The sequence below is a fragment of the Pseudomonas spartinae genome, assembly GCF_965197125.1.
Lineage (GTDB): Bacteria > Pseudomonadota > Gammaproteobacteria > Pseudomonadales > Pseudomonadaceae > Aquipseudomonas > Aquipseudomonas composti_A.
On the sequence record NZ_CBDAMB010000018.1, the window covers coordinates 29,806 to 46,846 of the forward strand.

General features: G+C 64.1%; 11 protein-coding genes. 10 read left to right on the plus strand and 1 reads right to left on the minus strand.

Annotated elements, in window-relative coordinates; genetic code table 11:
- The first annotated feature begins 96 nt into the window (after positions 1–96).
- Complete coding sequence (locus tag ACN8M7_RS24770) at positions 97–1,401, plus strand: homoserine dehydrogenase (RefSeq protein ID WP_061241185.1); 1,305 nt, start codon at positions 97–99, stop codon at positions 1,399–1,401.
- A 57-nt stretch (positions 1,402–1,458) separates the two neighbouring features.
- A complete protein-coding gene (gene thrC, locus ACN8M7_RS24775; protein ID WP_490262504.1) occupies positions 1,459–2,868 on the plus strand; it encodes a threonine synthase in 1,410 nt (469 codons plus the stop codon).
- 57 nt (positions 2,869–2,925) lie between these two features.
- On the opposite strand, the gene ACN8M7_RS24780 is transcribed toward thrC, so the two are convergent.
- Complete coding sequence (locus tag ACN8M7_RS24780) at positions 2,926–3,177, minus strand: hypothetical protein (RefSeq protein WP_490262505.1); 252 nt, start codon at positions 3,175–3,177, stop codon at positions 2,926–2,928.
- Between the two features lie 289 nt (positions 3,178–3,466).
- Between ACN8M7_RS24780 and bacA the strand changes: the two genes are divergently transcribed.
- The 8 genes from bacA (at position 3,467) to ACN8M7_RS24820 (ending at position 17,038) form a co-directional block, all read left to right on the plus strand.
- Positions 3,467–4,081 carry a biofilm formation regulator BacA gene (gene bacA, locus ACN8M7_RS24785; protein WP_490262506.1) on the plus strand — a complete coding sequence of 205 codons (615 nt, stop codon included), beginning with the start codon at positions 3,467–3,469 and terminating at the stop codon, positions 4,079–4,081.
- Between the two features lie 11 nt (positions 4,082–4,092).
- Positions 4,093–4,788 carry a PspA/IM30 family protein gene (locus ACN8M7_RS24790; protein ID WP_061241189.1) on the plus strand — a complete coding sequence of 232 codons (696 nt, stop codon included), beginning with the start codon at positions 4,093–4,095 and terminating at the stop codon, positions 4,786–4,788.
- A 60-nt stretch (positions 4,789–4,848) separates the two neighbouring features.
- Positions 4,849–5,490 (plus strand): hypothetical protein, encoded by a 642-nt coding sequence (locus ACN8M7_RS24795; protein ID WP_490262507.1) that lies wholly within the window; start codon positions 4,849–4,851, stop codon positions 5,488–5,490.
- Between the two features lie 90 nt (positions 5,491–5,580).
- Positions 5,581–7,626, plus strand: a complete 2,046-nt coding sequence (locus tag ACN8M7_RS24800) for a hypothetical protein (protein WP_490262508.1) — start codon at positions 5,581–5,583, stop codon at positions 7,624–7,626.
- Positions 7,627–7,842: 216 nt separating this feature from the next.
- The gene (locus ACN8M7_RS24805) at positions 7,843–13,080 is read left to right on the plus strand and encodes a DNA repair ATPase (protein WP_490262509.1); all 5,238 of its coding nucleotides are present in this window, start codon (positions 7,843–7,845) and stop codon (positions 13,078–13,080) included.
- Positions 13,077–13,625, plus strand: coding sequence for a rhomboid family intramembrane serine protease (locus ACN8M7_RS24810; protein WP_490262510.1), 549 nt, complete (start codon positions 13,077–13,079; stop codon positions 13,623–13,625). Before ACN8M7_RS24805 ends, ACN8M7_RS24810 begins: the two co-directional genes overlap by 4 nt.
- Positions 13,626–13,637: 12 nt before the next feature.
- On the plus strand, positions 13,638–14,327 hold the full coding sequence (locus ACN8M7_RS24815; protein ID WP_490262511.1) for a phospholipase D-like domain-containing protein: 690 nt from the start codon (positions 13,638–13,640) through the stop codon (positions 14,325–14,327).
- A complete protein-coding gene (locus ACN8M7_RS24820; protein WP_490262512.1) occupies positions 14,327–17,038 on the plus strand; it encodes a DEAD/DEAH box helicase in 2,712 nt (903 codons plus the stop codon). Before ACN8M7_RS24815 ends, ACN8M7_RS24820 begins: the two co-directional genes overlap by 1 nt.
- The last annotated feature ends 3 nt before the right edge of the window (positions 17,039–17,041 follow it).

Sequence of the window (17,041 nt, forward strand, 5' to 3'; positions counted from 1 at the left end):
ATTGACTAACAAACAGCCGCTTCGTAAGGTGCGGCTCTTTATCTGCGGCCGGAGCATGCTCCGGCCGTTTCGTGCAGTGCTGATGGGGAATTGAGTGTGAAGCCGGTCAAAGTGGGCATCTGTGGGTTGGGCACCGTCGGTGGCGGTACTTTGAATGTACTCAAGCGCAACGCCGAGGAGATTACTCGGCGTGCCGGTCGCGGCATCGAGATTGCCCAGATCGCCATTCGTTCGCCCAAGCCGCAGTACGACACCACCGGCATTGCCATGACCAGCGACGTATTCGAGCTGGTCAACAATCCCGAGATCGACATCGTCATCGAGCTGATCGGCGGCTACACCCTGGCCAAGGATCTTGTGCTCAAGGCCATCGACAATGGCAAGCACGTGGTCACCGCCAACAAGGCGCTGATCGCCGTGCACGGTAACGAGATCTTCGCCAAGGCGCGCGAGAAGGGCGTGATCGTCGCCTTCGAGGCCGCCGTAGCCGGCGGTATCCCGGTGATCAAGGCGATCCGTGAGGGACTGGCGGCCAACCGTATCAACTGGCTGGCCGGCATCATCAACGGCACCGGCAACTTCATTCTCACCGAGATGCGCGAGAAAGGTCGTGCCTTCGAGGATGTGCTCAAGGAAGCGCAGGCGCTGGGTTATGCCGAGGCCGATCCGACCTTCGACGTCGAAGGTATCGACGCCGCGCACAAGCTGACCATCCTGGCGTCCATCGCCTTCGGGATCCCGCTGCAGTTCGACAAGGCCTACACCGAGGGCATCACCAAACTGACCACGGCCGATGTGAACTACGCCGAGGCGCTGGGTTATCGCATCAAGCACCTGGGCGTGGCTTGCCGCACCGAGGCCGGTATCGAGCTGCGCGTGCACCCGACGCTGATCCCGGCCGATCGCCTGATTGCCAACGTCAATGGCGTGATGAATGCGGTGATGGTCAATGGCGATGCCGTTGGCAGCACGCTGTACTACGGTGCTGGCGCCGGCATGGAGCCGACCGCTTCGGCGGTGGTGGCCGACCTGGTGGATGTGGTGCGTGCGCTGACCACCGATCCGCACAATCGCGTGCCGCACCTGGCCTTCCAGCCTGACTCGCTGTCCGATCACCCGATCCTGCCCATCGAGGCATGCGAGAGCGCCTACTACCTGCGTATCCAGGCCAAGGACCATCCGGGTGTGCTGGCGCAGGTGGCGAGCATCCTGTCCGAGCGTGGCATCAATATCGAGTCGATCATGCAGAAGGAAGTCGAGGAGCAGGACGGCCTGGTGCCGATGATCCTCGTGACCCATCGCGTGGTCGAGGCGCGTATCATCGAAGCCATCGCCGCCATGGAAGCGCTGGATGGCGTGACCTCGCCGGTCATGCGTCTGCGCGTCGAACAGCTCAACTAATCCCGTGTCCATCCGCAGGTTTCGCCCTGCGGATGCTGCAGAACGAAGGTTTATCCCATGCGCTATATCAGTACCCGTGGCCAGGCGCCGGCCCTGAATTTCGAAGATGTGCTGCTGGCTGGCCTGGCCAGCGATGGCGGCCTCTACGTGCCGGAGAATCTGCCGCGCTTCACCGTCGAGGAAATCGCTTCCTGGGCGGGCTTGCCGTATCACGAGCTGGCCTTCCGGGTAATGCGCCCGTTCGTTGCCGGCTCCATCGCCGATGCCGATTTCAAGAAAATCCTCGAAGAAACCTACGGCGTGTTCGAGCACAACGCCGTCGCGCCGCTGCGTCAGCTAAATGGCAACGAATGGGTGCTGGAGCTGTTCCACGGCCCGACCCTGGCGTTCAAGGATTTCGCCCTGCAGCTGCTCGGTCGCCTGCTCGATCACGTGCTGGCCAAGCGCGGTGAGCGCGTGGTGATCATGGGCGCCACCTCCGGCGACACCGGCTCGGCGGCCATCGAAGGCTGCAAGGCCTGCGATAACGTCGACATCTTCATCATGCACCCGCACAACCGCGTGTCCGAGGTGCAGCGCCGGCAGATGACCACCATTCTCGGTGAGAACATCCACAACATCGCCATCGAAGGCAACTTCGACGACTGCCAGGAGATGGTCAAGGCCAGCTTCGCCGACCAGGGCTTCCTCAAGGGCACTCGCCTGGTGGCGGTCAACTCGATCAACTGGGCGCGGATCATGGCCCAGATCGTCTACTACTTCCACGCTGCGCTGCAGCTCGGCGGCCCGGCGCGTTCCATCGCCTTCTCGGTGCCGACCGGCAACTTCGGCGACATCTTCGCCGGCTACCTGGCGCGTAACATGGGCCTGCCGGTCAGCCAACTGATCGTCGCCACCAACCGCAACGACATCCTGCACCGCTTCATGAGCGGCAATCAGTACGTCAAGGAAACCCTGCATCCGACCCTGTCGCCGTCGATGGACATCATGGTCTCGTCCAATTTCGAGCGCCTGCTGTTCGACCTGCACGGTCGTAATGGCGCTGCCATCGCCAGCCTGATGGATAGCTTCAAGCAGGGTGGTGGTTTCAGTGTCGAGGAAGATCGCTGGGTCGAGGCGCGCAAGCTGTTCGATTCGCTGGCGGTGAGCGACGAGCAGACTTGCGAGACCATCACCGAGGTGTACAAGGAGTGCGGCGAGTTGCTCGATCCGCACACTGCCATCGGTGTGCGTGCCGCGCGTGAGTGCCGCCGCAGCCTGGCAACGCCGATGGTGGTGCTGGGCACCGCGCACCCGGTCAAATTCCCCGAGGCGGTGGAAAAAGCCGGTATCGATGCCGTTCCGGCGCTGCCGGCGCACCTGACCGATCTGTTCCAGCGCGAGGAGCGCTGCACGGTGCTGGCCAACGACCTGAAGGCCGTGCAGCAGTTCGTCGCTGCCCACGGTAATCGCGGCAAGCCGCTCTAAGCTGGCTGCTTCGATGAAACCGGCGCCCTAGTGGCGCCGGTTTCGTTTGGGCGTTGCTCAGAGGGCGAAGATCAGCGCCGCAAGCGCCATCAGGACGATCAGTGTCAACCAGATCAGCGCATTGAGGCGGCTGGCGCGGAGGATGGCGGCGCCGCGCAGGTGCACGGGCGGGTTCTCTTCCAGGTACTGATCGACGCGGCGCTCGGCTTCCTCCTGGTCGTTCGCCAGGTATTCGCTCAGCAGGTCGATGGCTGCCTGGCGTTGGTCGGCCTGTGCGAGTTGGCGTACTGCGGGTGGAAGTTCTTGCATGACGCTACCTCTCTCCTGGGGTTGGTCAGGGGCGCAACTGCGACCCGGTTAGCGCTTTTTTCCGTGCGCGGCGAAGGCGCCTGAGGTTTAATTCGACACTTCGCGAATGGATGCGTTTTAACCGAATCATGGATGACTTCTGCTGCCTGTCTCTTTTCTTTCCATTTCAGTCTGCTTTTCGGCCAGCCTTGCGCCGAGGATGACATCTGCGCGCTCATCTGACGAACGGCATCACATTTATCACATGTGATTACTTTACGGTTTACATGTAAGGGTCTAGGCTGCATTCATGGATAGCAAATCATCAGCCCATTACCAGCGTCTTTATCGTCAGCGCCTGCGCGAGCAGGGGTTGGTCAAGAAGGAAGTCTGGATATTGCCCGAGCACGCGCCGCTGTTGCTTGCGTTCGAGCGAAAACTGCGCCAGCCACAGTCGCTGCTGGCTTCGATGGAGAAGGAGGAGGGTATGAACATGCCTCAGGTTTGGACCGCTCAGGCGCTGCATGAAGCGCTGGCGGCAACGGAACTGTTCCAAAACGGCCAGGCCGGCATCGAGCTGCTTCAGGGGGCCGACGCCAGTCTTCACATCACCATGCACGAGTACGGCGACCTGCCGCTGTTCGTCGCCGTGTTCGGCGAGCAGATCATCGTCGAGGCACTGCTTTGGCCGGCGGCGGACGTCAAGGATGCTGCAGCCTTCAATGAAGAGGTGCTGCGTACCCACAAGCTGTTCCCGCTGTCGTCCATCGGCCTGGAAAGAACGGCTGACGGACGTGATTGCTACACCATGTTCGGCGCACTGAGTTCGTATTCGAGCCTGTCCGACGTGGTGTTCGAGATCGAGCTGCTGGCGGACAACGTGATCAAGGCCACCGAAGCCTATGAAGGCTTCCTCAAGGGTTAAGGGAGAGTGCGATGAACGTCTGGAGCAAATTGCTGACGGCGCTGCGTGGCGGTGCCAATGAAGTGGGTGAGGCTGTGGTCGATGGTCAGGCCCTGCGTATCCTCGATCAGGAAATCCGCGACGCCGATGTCGAGCTGCGCAAGTCCAAGGAAGCGCTGGCCGAGATCATGGCCAAGCACAAGCTGGCCAGCGACAAGGTGAGCAAGAGCGCGGCGAGCATCGCCGAGTACGAGCAGTACGCGCTCAAGGCGCTGGACGCCGGTAATGAGACTCTGGCCAAGGAAGTGGCCGAGAAGATCGCCAATCTGGAGCTCGAGCAGGCCAGCGAGCGTGAGCAGGCCGAGGGCTTCGCCGCCAGCGTGGCGCAACTGCGCAAGGCCGTGACCCAGGCCGAGGGCAATATCAAGCGCCTCAAGCAGCAGGTGGATACGGTCAAGGCCACCGAGAGCGTGCAGAAGGCGCAGATGGCCGTGGCCCAGCGTTACGGCGGCTCCCAGGCCAAGCTGCAGACGGCGGTCGAGTCGCTCGAGCGCATCAAGCAGAAGCAGGCCGAGCGTGCGGCGAAGATGGAGGCCTCGGCCGAACTGGCCGCCACCAGCGCGCCGGACGACTCGCTGGAGGTCAAGCTGCGTGCCGCTGGTATCAAGGCCGATAACGCCAGCGCCGACAGTGTGCTGGCGCGCCTGAAGGACAAGTCCAAGGCTTGACCCTGGTGTGAAAGATACGGGGCGCTCGCGCCCCGTTTCCCTGATTCGGGAAAGGAATAAATGGAACTCTTCCTGCAGATTTCGCTGTCGTTTCCCACTGCCATCTACAGCTTCCTGCTGTGTGTGGCGGTCATCTATTGGCTGGTGGTTGCGGCTGGTTTGATCGAAATCGACCTGCTCGACATCGAGGCCGATTCGATGATGGACGGCGGCGGCCAGACCGAGGGCCTCGCCGGCCTGCTCTACAAGTTCAAGCTCGACGGTGTGCCGGTGACCCTGGTGCTGACCCTGCTGTTCTTCATCGGCTGGTTCATCTGTTATTTCATCGAGCTGTGGCTGCTGCGTCATTTGCCGCTGGGCATTCTGCGCTACCCGCTGGGGCTGGTGGTGATCGCCGGCGCGCTGGTTGTGGCGGCGCCGCTGTGCGCGGCCATCTGCCGGCCACTGCGCCCGCTGTTTCACAAGGTCGAGGCGATCAGCAGCAAGTCGGTGCTGGGGCAGGTGGCGGTGGTGCGCAGTGGCCGCGTTACCGCCAGTCATGGCGAGGCGTTGCTGGAAGACGGTGGCGCCGGGTTGATCCTGCGCGTGCGTGCCGATGAGGCGCTGGGCTTCAAACGCGGCGACCGTGTGGTGTTGCTGGAATACCTGGCCGCCGAACACGCCTATCGCATCATCACCGAAGAAGAGTTTCGCGGCGTATAGCGTCTGCCGACAATCCGTACGTCACACAGGGCTGGCAGGGTAGGGCATCACCGAGCCGGTCTGCACAATTAGCAAAGGAGTACAGCTGTAATGGAAAACCTCATCCCCTTCATCGTCGGGGCAGGGCTGGTCGTCCTCTTCGTGATCGCCTTGATCGCTCTGTTCAAGGCCTTCTACATCAAGGTTCCACAAGGCACCGCGCTGATCGTCAACGACATGAGCTCGACGCCCAAGGTGCACTTCACTGGCTCCCTCGTGTACCCGGTGATCCACCTCAAGGAGTTCATGAAGATCTCCCTGATCACCCTGGAAGTCGACCGCCGCGCCAAGGACGGGTTGATCTGCCGCGACAACATGCGCGCCGACATCACCGTGGCCTTCTACCTGCGCGTCAACGAGACCCAGGAAGACGTGCTCAAGGTGGCCAAGGCCATCGGCGTGGACCGCGCCTCCGATCGCGCAGCAGTGAACGAGCTGTTCAACGCCAAGTTCTCCGAAGCACTGAAGACCGTCGGCAAGCAGTTCGATTTCGTCCAGCTGTTCGAGAATCGTCAGGACTTCCGTGACCGCATCGTCGAAGTCATCGGCAACGACCTCAATGGTTACGTGCTGGAAGACGTGGCCATCGATTATCTGGAGCAGACAGCCAAGCATTCGCTGGACCCGAGCAACATTCTCGATGCCGAAGGTATCCGCAAGATCACCGAGCTGACTGCCGCACAGAACGTCATCACCAACGAGCTGGAGCGTAACGAAGAGCTGGCGATCAAGAAGAAGAACGTCGAGACCCGCGAGGCGACCCTGTCGCTGGAGCGCCAGCAGGCCGATGCCGAGGCCCGTCAGAAGCGCGAGATCGAGACCATCCAGGCCCGTGAGGAAGCGGAAACCCTCAAGGTGCGCGAGGAGGAGCGTCTGAAGGCCGAACAGGCACGTATCCAGACCCAGCAGGAACTGGACATTCGCGCCGAGAATCACCAGCGCGAAGTGGAAGTGGCGCAGCAGAACCGCCAGCGTGCCGTGGTCATCGAGGTGGAGAAGGTCACCCGCGCCAAGGATCTGGAAGTGGTCTCGCGCGAGCGCGAGGTCGAGCTGCAGCGCATCGAGAAGGAAAAGGCGCTGGAAGAAGAGCGCAAGAACATCGCCGCCGTGGTGCGCGAGCGCGTCGCGGTGGAGAAGACCGTGGCCCAGGAAGAAGAGCGCATCAAGGAAGTCCGTGAGATCTCCGAGGCCGAGCGCATGAAGCAGGTCACCGTGCTCAATGCCCAGGCCGAAGCCGAGCAGGAGCTGGTGCGTCAGGTCAAGCAGGCCGAAGCCGACGAGACCCGCTCCAAGCACAAGGCGGTGGAAATCAACAACCTCGCCCAGGCCGAGTTGGAAGCGGCGGCCAAGAGCGCCGAGGCCAAGAAGAAACTGGCCGAAGGTATCGAAGCCGAGCGCGCCGCGCCTGGCCTGGCCGATGCGCGTGTGCGTGAAGTCACTGCCGCGGCCAAGGAGAAGGAAGGTCTGGCCGAGGCCCGCGTGCAGGCTGAGCGTCTGATCGCCGAAGCCAAGGGCGAGCAGGAGAAGGGGCTGGCCCAGGCGCGTGTCACCGAAGCGCAAGCGGCGGCCAAGGAAAAAGACGGCTTGGCCGATGCCAAGGTGTTGGAAGAGAAACTCGGCGCCCAGGCGCGTGGCGAAGAACAGCTCGGCACTGCCAAGGCCAAGGCCACCCAGGACCTGGGTATGGCCGAGGCGCAGGTCTTGCTGGAGCGTCTCAACGCCGAGGCAGAAGGCCTGGGCAAGAAGTTCGGCGCCCTGGATGCGCTCAGCGACAACGCGCGTCAGCACGAAGAGTTCCGCATGCAACTGGAAAAGAGCTTCGAGGAGGCCATGGCCGCCATCGCGGCGAACAAGGAAATCGCCAAGGATCAGGCCGAGGTGCTGGCCACCGCGCTGGCCAAGGCGAAGATCGAGATCGTCGGCGGCGAGGGCGACTTCTTCAATTCCTTCGCCAAGTCGCTGTCGGTGGGTAAGGCCATCGAAGGCGTGGTGGGCAAGAGCCCGGTGGTACAGGACGTGCTTTCCCGTCTGCTGGCGGGCAAGGCAGCGCCAGCCGCGCCGGTGGCCGCACCGAACACCGGTTCGGAGCAGGCCTGAGTCAGGCCTGAAAAGTGTAGGGTGGACAACGCGAAGCTTGTCCACTGCTCTAGGCGTCGCCAATGGTGGACAAAAAGAGCGTTGTCCACCCTACCGGCCACAGCATGCCGAGCCTTGTGGGAGGGGCTTTAGCCGCGAGCCTCCCACGCTTTTTCCAGACCCCTTGCCTGCTGAACGGGCGAGGGTGCTCGATGCCGCATATCCAGGAAGAACACGATGTCGGACGCACAAACACAGGACGTATTGGACAAGGCCGTCGCCGAGGGTGGCGCCTACGAGGTGCTGCACAAGCGCCTGCAGGAGCAGGGCCAGCGCCTGCGCAGTTTGACCGAGACGCTCAATGGCCAGCGTCTGGCCGAGTTCGGCAGCAGCCACATGGAGGCTGTCGGTCGGGTGCGTATCCGCACCGAGAACAACTGCATCGCCCGCGACATCGTCCAGGTCGGCGACTGCCTGCTGTTTGGCTACAACGTGTTCATCGGGCTGAAGAAGGAAACCGGCGTTTCCGACGTGTTCTCCCTCTACCGCCTGGTGGAGAACGCCGAAGGTTACGAGGCCGAGCCGGTGCCGCTGGAAGGCAGCTTCCTGGCGCAGTCCAGTTTCGTCGCCGACTTCAACGAGCTGTACACCTACTACAAGAACACCCGTCTACTGCAGTTGGCCATTCGCGATGGCAAGCTGCTGGCGAGTTTCCAGATCGGCGAACGGATCACCGATATCCGCGTGTTCCGCTGGTCGATCTCGGTCGATGGGCGCGAAGTGCGCTACATCGACAACCGCGGCGAGCGCGATATTGCGCTGCCGGCGCCGTTCGACTTCGAATGGCAGAAGACTTCCCGCGAGATGGTGGTCATGGGCCGCCATCCGCACATGAACATCCTCGACACCGTATTCGTCGAGACCGTGGGTGGCGACCTGACCATCAAGGTCGAGAACAACACCCAGGACGGCCTGGGCATCTACCGTGAGCCGGTGGTGGACAAGACCCAGTCGCTCGATGATGCGCAGATCGAATACGCCCGCCTGGGCAGCCTGATCCTGCTCAAGGTGCTGCCGTACCGCGAGGAGCAGTGGCGCTATCTGGTGTTCAACAGCCTGACCAATCAGGTCGAGCGCATCGATGCCATCGGCCTCGCCTGCGTACAGCTGCCGGAAGACCACGGCATTATCTTCCCCGGTGGTTACTACCTGCAGAGCGGCGAGTACAAGACCTTCGAGCAGCCCATGGGCGGCATGCGCTTCAAGCGCTCGGTGCGCTCGCCCAACGGCGAGGACGTGCAGTACATCTTCTATCACCCGGAAGAAGGCCGCGCGGCGCTGTTCACCTACAACATGATCAACCGCCAGCTGCATAACCCGATCTTCGGCCACGGTTATGCGCGCCTGGAAGACGGGCGCATGGTGATCTTCTCCGCCGAGGGCAGCGAGCCGACCCGTATCCACCCGATGCAGATCTGGCAGACGCCGTTCGAGAGCGACGACCACGCCGCCCGCCAGCCGGCGCGCAGCGGATTCTTCGGGCGTATCGGCAACGCCGAGCTGGTGCGCGGCGTGTCCGACCTGTTGGGCCTGAGTCGCGAGATCGACAGCCGCGAAGTGTCGGTGGCGCGTTACACCCAGCTGTGCCAGAACACCCGCCGTCTGTTCGATGTATACCACTGGCTGGGTGACGCTCAATGCGCCGAGCTGGCGCCGCTGCTGCGTGAGGTGGCGGCCACCTCCGAGCTGGTGCTCGATGAGTTCGAGAAGGTCGAGAGCATCCGTCAGCAATCGGCCCGCGCCATGGCCGAGGCCGAGACGCAGCACAAGAGCCTGCTTTCCGGCCTGCTGGTCGACAGCTGGGACGAGGTGCAGCACTTCGTCGAGGCGCTGGGTGCCATCAACGCGCAACGCGGCCAACTGCTGACCATCCGCGATTATCGCTATATCGATGTGGCGCGCATCGACGCCATGGAAGCCGAGCTGCTGCAAGCTCAGGAGCGGGTGGCCACGGCCACCTCCGCCTTCCTCGCCAGCGACGCCGCACTGCAACCCTACGTGCAGCGCCTGGGGGAACTGGATGGCCTGGCGCAGAAGGCCGAGACCGTCACCCAGTTGAACGAGCCGCTGGCCGAGATGCAGGTCATGGCCGGCAACCTCGACATGCTGTCGAGCCTGATGGCCTCGCTGAAGATCGACGATGCCACTCAGCGCACCGCGATCGTCGAGTCGATTTCCGAGGTCTACGCCCACCTCAACCAGGCCAAGGCGCGTGCCGAACAGCGGCGCAAAGGCCTGGGCTCGGCCGAGACCGTGGCGCAGTTCGGTGCCCAGTTCAAACTGTTCAGCCAGGGCATTACCAACGCCCTGGCGCTGGCCCAGGATCCGGAGAAGTGCGACGAGCAGCTGTCGCGCCTGCTGGTGCAGCTCGAAGAGCTGGAAAGCCAGTTCGGCGACCACGAACAGTTCCTCAGCGATATTCTCGGCAAGCGTGAAGAACTGCTGGAGACCTTCGAGTCGCACAAGCAGAGCCTGCTCGACGACCGCCAGCGCCGCGCCCAGGGCGTGCTCGACGCCGCTCAGCGCATCCTCGATAGCCTGGGCCGACGCACCGCGCGCCTGAGCCAGATGGAGGAACTCAACGCCTTCTTCGCCGCCGACCCGCTGATCCTCAAGCTGCGCGAGATGGCCGAGCGCCTGCGCGAGCTCAAGGACAGCGTCAAGGCCGATGACGTCGAGGCGCGCCTCAAGGCCGCCCGCGACCAGGCGGTGCGCGCCCTGCGCGACAAGAGCGAGCTGTTCGAAGAGGGCGGCAACGTCATCAAGCTCGGCCCGCGTCACCGCTTCAGTGTCAACACCCAGGAACTCGACCTGACCCTGATGCCGCGCGGCGATGCGCTGTACCTGCACCTGACTGGCACCGATTTCCTCGAACCGCTGCGCGACGAGACCCTCGAAGGCCTGCGTGACTACTGGCAGGTATCGCTGGAGTCCGAATCGCCCTCGCTGTACCGCGCCGAATACCTCGCCGGCCTGGTGCTCGATGCCGCCGTGGCGGGCCGGGAAGGCCTGACCCTGGATCTGCTCAAGACCCACCTGGCGCAGCCGGAAACTCTGACCCGGTTGATCCGCGACTTCGCCGCGCCGCGTTACAAGGATGCCTACGAGAAGGGCATTCACGACCATGACGCGGCGCTGATCCTCGCCCAGTTGCTGCCGCTGCGCGAAAGCGCCGGCCTGCTGCGTTACGCGCCGAAGGCGCGGGGCTTTGCCGCGCTGTTCTGGAATCGCTGGGGGCAGGATATCGAGGCCGAGCTGTGGCCGGAGCGGGCGCGCAGCAGCCTGCACCTGCGCCAGTTGTTCGGCAGCGAGGACGGCGTGCAGCGCCTGCGCGAAGAGATCGACGCGGCCATGCTGCGCTTCCTGGGCCAGCATCCGCTGCCTGTGGATACTGCGCAGCGCCAGGCGGCAGCGGCCTATCTGGTCGAGGAACTGGCGGCCAAGCCCATCGAATTCAGCTTCAGCAAGTACGCCCGGCAACTGCTCGACACCCTGCAGCAGCGCATGCAGGCCAGCCATGTCTGGGACGATTACCGCGCCGCGCTGGACAACCTGCGTGGCCGCCCGCTGCAGCGCTGGTCGCTGGCGCAGACCTGGCTCGACGGCCTGTGTGCGCAGGACGCCGCCATGGCCGAGCTGGCCGACTACGTGCCCGAAGCGATCGCCGTCAGCCTGCTGGATGACGAGTTCGCGCGGCGCTTCACCGAGGTCGACCTGCGCTTTACCGTCAGCGGCCTGCTCGGCGATCACCCGCGCTTGCACGAGGGACGTCTGTCCCTGGCCATCGACGACTACTTCGCCCGCCTGCAGCAGCATCTGCACGACTTCGTGCCGCAGTTGCAGCGTTACCAGGCGCTGCGCCAGGAGGTCATCAACCGCGAACGCGAGGCGCTGCGCCTGAGCGAGTTCAAGCCACGGCCGCTGTCGTCGTTCGTGCGTAACAAGCTGATCAATGACGTCTACCTGGGCTTTATCGGCGACAACCTGGCCAAGCAGATGGGCACCGCCGGCGAGAACAAGCGCACCGACCTGATGGGCCTGTTGATGCTGATCTCGCCGCCCGGCTACGGCAAGACCACTCTGATGGAGTACGTCGCGCACCGCCTGGGCCTGATCTTCATGAAGGTCAACGGTCCGGCGCTGGGCCACGAGGTGCGCTCCATCGACCCGGCGCAGGCGCCGGACGCCACCTCGCGCCAGGAGCTGGAAAAGCTCAACCTGGCGCTGGAAATGGGCAACAACGTGATGCTCTATGTCGACGACATCCAGCACACCCACCCCGAGTTCCTGCAGAAATTCATCTCGCTGTGCGATGGCACACGGCGCATCGAAGGCGTGTGGAAGGGCAAGACCAAGACCTACGACATGCGCGGCAAGAAATTCTGCGTGGTGATGAGCGGCAACCCGTACACCGAGTCCGGCGACGTGTTCAAGATCCCCGACATGCTCGCCAACCGCGCCGACATCTACAACCTCGGCGACACCCTGGGCGGCATGCAGGAGGCCTTCGCGCTGTCCTACATCGAGAACAGCCTGACCTCCAACCCGGTGCTGGCGCCGCTGGCCACCCGCGACATGGCGGACGTCTACCGCTTCGTCGCCAAGGCCGAGGGCAAGCCGTTCTCCGCCAACGAGCTGAGCCACACCTACGGCGCTGCCGAGATCAACGAGATCAGCTCCACCCTGCAGCGTCTGATGCAGGTGCGCGACGTGGTCGGCCGGGTCAACCAGCAGTACATCGTCAGCGCCGCGCAGGCCGACAGCTACCGCACCGAGCCGCCGTTCAAGCTGCAGGGCAGCTACCGCAACATGAACAAGATGGCCGAGAAGATCAGCTCGGTGATGAACGATGCCGAGCTGCTGCAACTGATCGCCGACCACTACCAGGGCGAGTCGCAACTGCTCACCACCGGCGCCGAGGAGAACCTGCTCAAGCTCGCCGAGCTGCGTGGCAATCAGACCCCCGAGCAAGCCGAGCGCTGGGCGCAGATCAAGCGCGACTTCATGCGCAACAAGGCCATGGGCGGCAGCGATAGCGACGTCGGTGGCCGCGTGGTGGCGCAACTCAACGACCTGGTGGAAAGCGTGCGTGGCCTGGGTGCCGGCAAGCCGGCCAGCGAGGCGGCGAGCATTCCCTGGGCGCAATTGCTGGCCGGGTTGGACAACCTCGGCAAGCTGCATCCGCAGGTGGAGGTGATCGCACCGCCGCAGCCGGGCACGCAGAAATTGCTGGAAAGCCTGGCCGATAGTCTGGAAAACAGCTTCCTGCCGCTGATCAAGTCGATGGACAAGAAGATCGACATCGACTTGCGTACCCACAATCGCATGCTGGAAATCTCCACCCAACTGCGTGACCTCGGCACGCTGCTGGGCCAGAAGCGACGCAGCGACCCAGCCGATAACGAGGCGCCGTGAGACGAGGGTGGCTGATCGAGCTGCGCCCGCTGCTGCTGATCAGCGGCGTGATGCTGCTGGTGCAACTGGTCAATGGTGCCCTTGGCGGTGCCTTGAATGTCTGGGGCCTGCTGCCCCGGCATATCGAGGCGCTGCCCGGGATTCTCTTCGCGCCCTGGTTGCATGGCAGTTGGGCGCATCTGCTGAGTAACCTCAGCGGTCTATTGGTGCTCGGCAGCCTGGTGCTGCTGCGCTCGCGCCGCGATTTCTTCCTCGCCAGCGCCTTCATCATCATCGGCAGTGGGGTGCTGGTCTGGCTGTTCGGTCGCACCGGCCTGCATGTCGGCGCCAGTGGCTGGCTGTTCGGCTTCTGGGGACTGTTGTTGGCGCGCGCCTGGTTCGAGCGCAGCCTGCTCGATCTGCTGCTCGCCGTGCTGGTGTTCTTCCTCTACGGCGGCTGGTTCTTCGGCCTGCTGCCGCGTGCCGGCGTTTCTTTCGAATACCATTTGGCGGGGGCTTTTTGTGGCGTGCTTTACGCTGCCTTGAGTCGCCGTAATCATCGATAAAAGGGATTTTCCATGGACTTCAATCGCCTCGACCAGCAATTGCGCGACAGCCTCGCCGACCTGCGCCTGAGCAATGAGGAGCGCGACGAGCTGCGCCAGCTGGGCAGCGAGTTGAGCAGCGATCAGGTGCGCTTCATGCGCAACCGCGCTTTTGCCCTGGCCCGTGAGCTGATGCGCGAGCCGGGCAATGTCGAACCGGTGCTGAAATGGCTGGAGCAGGTGGTCAAGACGCTCGACAGCGTTGGCAGCGCGCCGCGCGTGGAACATGCCACGGCGCACTTCAGTCCCGGCGAGAGCTGCCGGCGCAAGATCCGCGAGTTGTGCCGGCAGGCGCGCAAGAGCGTGGAGATCTGCGTCTACACCATTTCCGATGATCAGCTCAGTGAAGAGGTGTTGGCGTGCCATGAGCGGGGTATCGCCGTGCGCGTGATCACCGACAACGAAAAACAGTTCGACGTTGGCAGCGATATCCAGTGGCTGCGCGACAAGGGCGTGCCGCTGCGCATCGACGCCGGGCCTTATCACATGCACCACAAGTTCGCCTTGTTCGACGGTCGCCTGCTGCTCAACGGCAGCTTCAACTGGACGCGCAGTGCCAGCACCAGCAACGAGGAAAACCTGCTGGTGATCGACCACCCGCAACTGGTGGCGGCTTACAGCCGTGAATTCGAGTCGCTCTGGGCGCGTTACGAAGGTAACTGATGAGTCAGCCTCACGCCCGCCAGCTCCTCGGCTTTTATCGCAGCTGCTACCTGGCCGACAGCCGTGATCTGGATCTGGATAACCTAGCCAAGCTGCCCGCCAAGCGCTGGGCCTGGCTCGATGGACGTGAGGAACTGGCCAGCGGTGGCGTGCCGCTGTTGCCATTGTCGGCTGAACTGGGCCAGGCCCTGGCCGAGGCGCAGGCGCTCTATCAGCGTGAGCTGCAACTGGTTTACGGCGTATTGCCGATCTGTGGCCGTCTGCAACTGGAAACCGGTGCCTCGCAGGCGATCTGTGGTCCGCTGTTCTATTACGAGGCCAGCCTGCAAGCGACGGCGGATGGCCAGAGTCAGCTGCTCGCCATCGACGTGCAGCGTGCGCATGGCAACTGGCGCCTGTTGCGCCGCCTGTTCGAGGAGCACGGCAACGAGAGCCTCGATGCTCTGCCGCTTCCGACAGGCGCGTTGGATGCCGCCTCACTGGGGCAATTGCTGGGCTGGGTAGAGCGCAACACGCAGGTGCGTGAGGTCAGCGAAGCCGCAGGTTTTCCGCAGCTGGCCGGTGACGAGGTGTTGGCCAAGGCCCTGCGTCGGCGCAGCCTGTCGCTGCAGCCCGGCGCCTTCGTCGCGCTGGTGCCGCGTGGCAGCGGTAGCCGCGGTATCGCCCATGAGCTGCAGCTGCTGCAGGAAGCCGAGCAACTGTCGCCTGCCTTGCTGCAACTGCTCGGTGAAACGCCAGCCGTGCAGGCGCCGGGCTCGATCAGCACGCCGCAGCGCTTGCCGGCGCAGCTCAGCGCGGCCCAATGCCGGGCGCTGGCCAATGCCGCACGTTATCCGCTGAGCCAGATATCCGGCCCGCCCGGCACCGGCAAGAGCTACAGCCTGGCCGCACTGGCACTGGATCGTTACCTGCAGGGCGAGAGCGTGCTGCTGGTCAGCCGCAGCGCCCAGGCGGTGCGGGTCATCGCGCACAAGCTACGCGAGGATTTCGGCCTGCGCGACGGCGTGCTCGAAGGCGATGGCCAGAGCCTGCGTCAGGCTCTGCGCGAACGCCTGGAACGCATGCTGCAGGGTGAGATTTCCGATGTCTCCGAGCAGCTCGAGGCGCGTCAGCGCAGCGAACTGGAAGTGCTGACCCAGGCCGAGCGGCGCCTCTACGCGGATTTCCGCCAGCGCTGCGAACAGGCCGTGCGCTGGAGCCGCCTGCTGCTACGCGCCCAGCGCGGCAGCCTGGCCTTCTGGCAGCGCTGGCTGCAGGTACCCTGGGTGCGCAAGCGGGTTGGTAGCAGCGTACGTCCCTGGGCCTTGCTGGACGAATTGCGCGACAGCCAGCAGCGCCGCCAGTTGCTCAGTCGCGAGCACCTCAACAGCCATCGCAGCCTGGCGCTCAAGCGCCTGCTGCTGGCTGACCGTGGGTTGTTCGTGCGCTACAACCAGGCCATTCGCGCGCGCAATTCGCAGCGCCAGCTGGCCCTGTTCGAGGATATCGACCCGGCGCGTCTGCTGGCGGCCTTCCCGATCTGGGTGGTGACGCTGGACGAGCTGCACCGCCTGCTGCCGCTGCGCCCGCAGCTGTTCGACGTGATGGTGATGGACGAGGCGACCCAGTGCGACATCGCCTCGGCGCTGCCGGCGTTCCAGCGCTGCAAGCGTGCGGTGGTGACCGGCGATGCGCGGCAGTTGCGGCACATTTCCTTCCTCTCCCGTGTGCGCGAGACGCAGCTGTTGCAACGCGCCGGCCTGCAGGCCGAGGCGCGTGAGGCCTGGAGCTACCGCGACAATAGCGTACTGGATCTGGTCGGCCTGCAACTGGCCAGCCAGGAGGCGGTGGTGTTTCTCGACGAGCACTTTCGCAGCCGCCCGGCGCTGATCCGCTTCAGCAACGAGCTGTTTTATGACCAGCGCCTGCGGGTGATGAAGGAGCGGCCGGGCGGTGAGGCTTGCGACAGCCTGCAGTTGCTGCGCATTCAAGGCCAGCGCGGGCGCAATGGCGTCAATGAGGCAGAAGTGGAACGGGTGCTGGCGCTGATCACCGCGCACCTGGCCGAGTACGGCGGCAGCCCGATCAAGCCCAGCATCGGCGTGTTGTCGCCGTTTCGCGATCAGGTCGAGCGCATCCGTCTGCGCATCGGCGAAACCCTGCCGCTGGAGCGACTGCGCGAGTTCCGTCTGCTGGTGGATACGCCCTACGGCTTTCAGGGCGAGGAGCGCGACCTGATGATCCTCAGCTTCGCCATCGACCGGGAATCGAGCCAGGCGGCGGCCTACCTGAATCGTGCTGACCTGTTCAACGTCGCCATCACCCGCGCCCGCGAGCGCCAGGTATTGCTGTTCAGCGGCGACGAGCGCCAGCTGCCGGCCACGCACCTGTTGCGCCGCTATCTGGAGTACCTGGAGAAGCCCAGCGCGGTCTGGCAGCCCGGCGCCACCGAGGCGGCGCGGCAGACGCTGTGCGCCGCGTTGCAGGCCCAGGGCGTCAGCGTCTGGAACCACTACCCGCTGGCCGGGCAGGTGCTGGACCTGTTCTGCCGGCGTGGCGACAAATGCCTGGCCATCGACCTGATCGGTTTTCCGGGGGAGGGCGAGAGCTTCCTCGAACTGGAACGCTACCTGGTGCTGATACGCGCCGGCCTGGAAACCCTGCCGCTGAGCTACGGCCTCTGGCACGAGGCGCCGGAGCAGGCGCTGCAAGCGGTGCTGGCGCGGCTCTGAGTG

What these genes read in the sequence shown, in the direction of transcription:
- thrC (WP_490262504.1), top strand. Translation starts at nt 1,459, where the DNA reads ATGCGCTATATCAGTACCCGTGGCCAGGCGCCGGCCCTGAATTTCGAA.
- ACN8M7_RS24780 (WP_490262505.1), bottom strand. Translation starts at nt 3,177, where the DNA reads ATGCAAGAACTTCCACCCGCAGTACGCCAACTCGCACAGGCCGACCAA.
- bacA (WP_490262506.1), top strand. Translation starts at nt 3,467, where the DNA reads ATGGATAGCAAATCATCAGCCCATTACCAGCGTCTTTATCGTCAGCGC.
- ACN8M7_RS24790 (WP_061241189.1), top strand. Translation starts at nt 4,093, where the DNA reads ATGAACGTCTGGAGCAAATTGCTGACGGCGCTGCGTGGCGGTGCCAAT.
- ACN8M7_RS24795 (WP_490262507.1), top strand. Translation starts at nt 4,849, where the DNA reads ATGGAACTCTTCCTGCAGATTTCGCTGTCGTTTCCCACTGCCATCTAC.
- ACN8M7_RS24800 (WP_490262508.1), top strand. Translation starts at nt 5,581, where the DNA reads ATGGAAAACCTCATCCCCTTCATCGTCGGGGCAGGGCTGGTCGTCCTC.
- ACN8M7_RS24805 (WP_490262509.1), top strand. Translation starts at nt 7,843, where the DNA reads ATGTCGGACGCACAAACACAGGACGTATTGGACAAGGCCGTCGCCGAG.
- ACN8M7_RS24815 (WP_490262511.1), top strand. Translation starts at nt 13,638, where the DNA reads ATGGACTTCAATCGCCTCGACCAGCAATTGCGCGACAGCCTCGCCGAC.
- ACN8M7_RS24820 (WP_490262512.1), top strand. Translation starts at nt 14,327, where the DNA reads ATGAGTCAGCCTCACGCCCGCCAGCTCCTCGGCTTTTATCGCAGCTGC.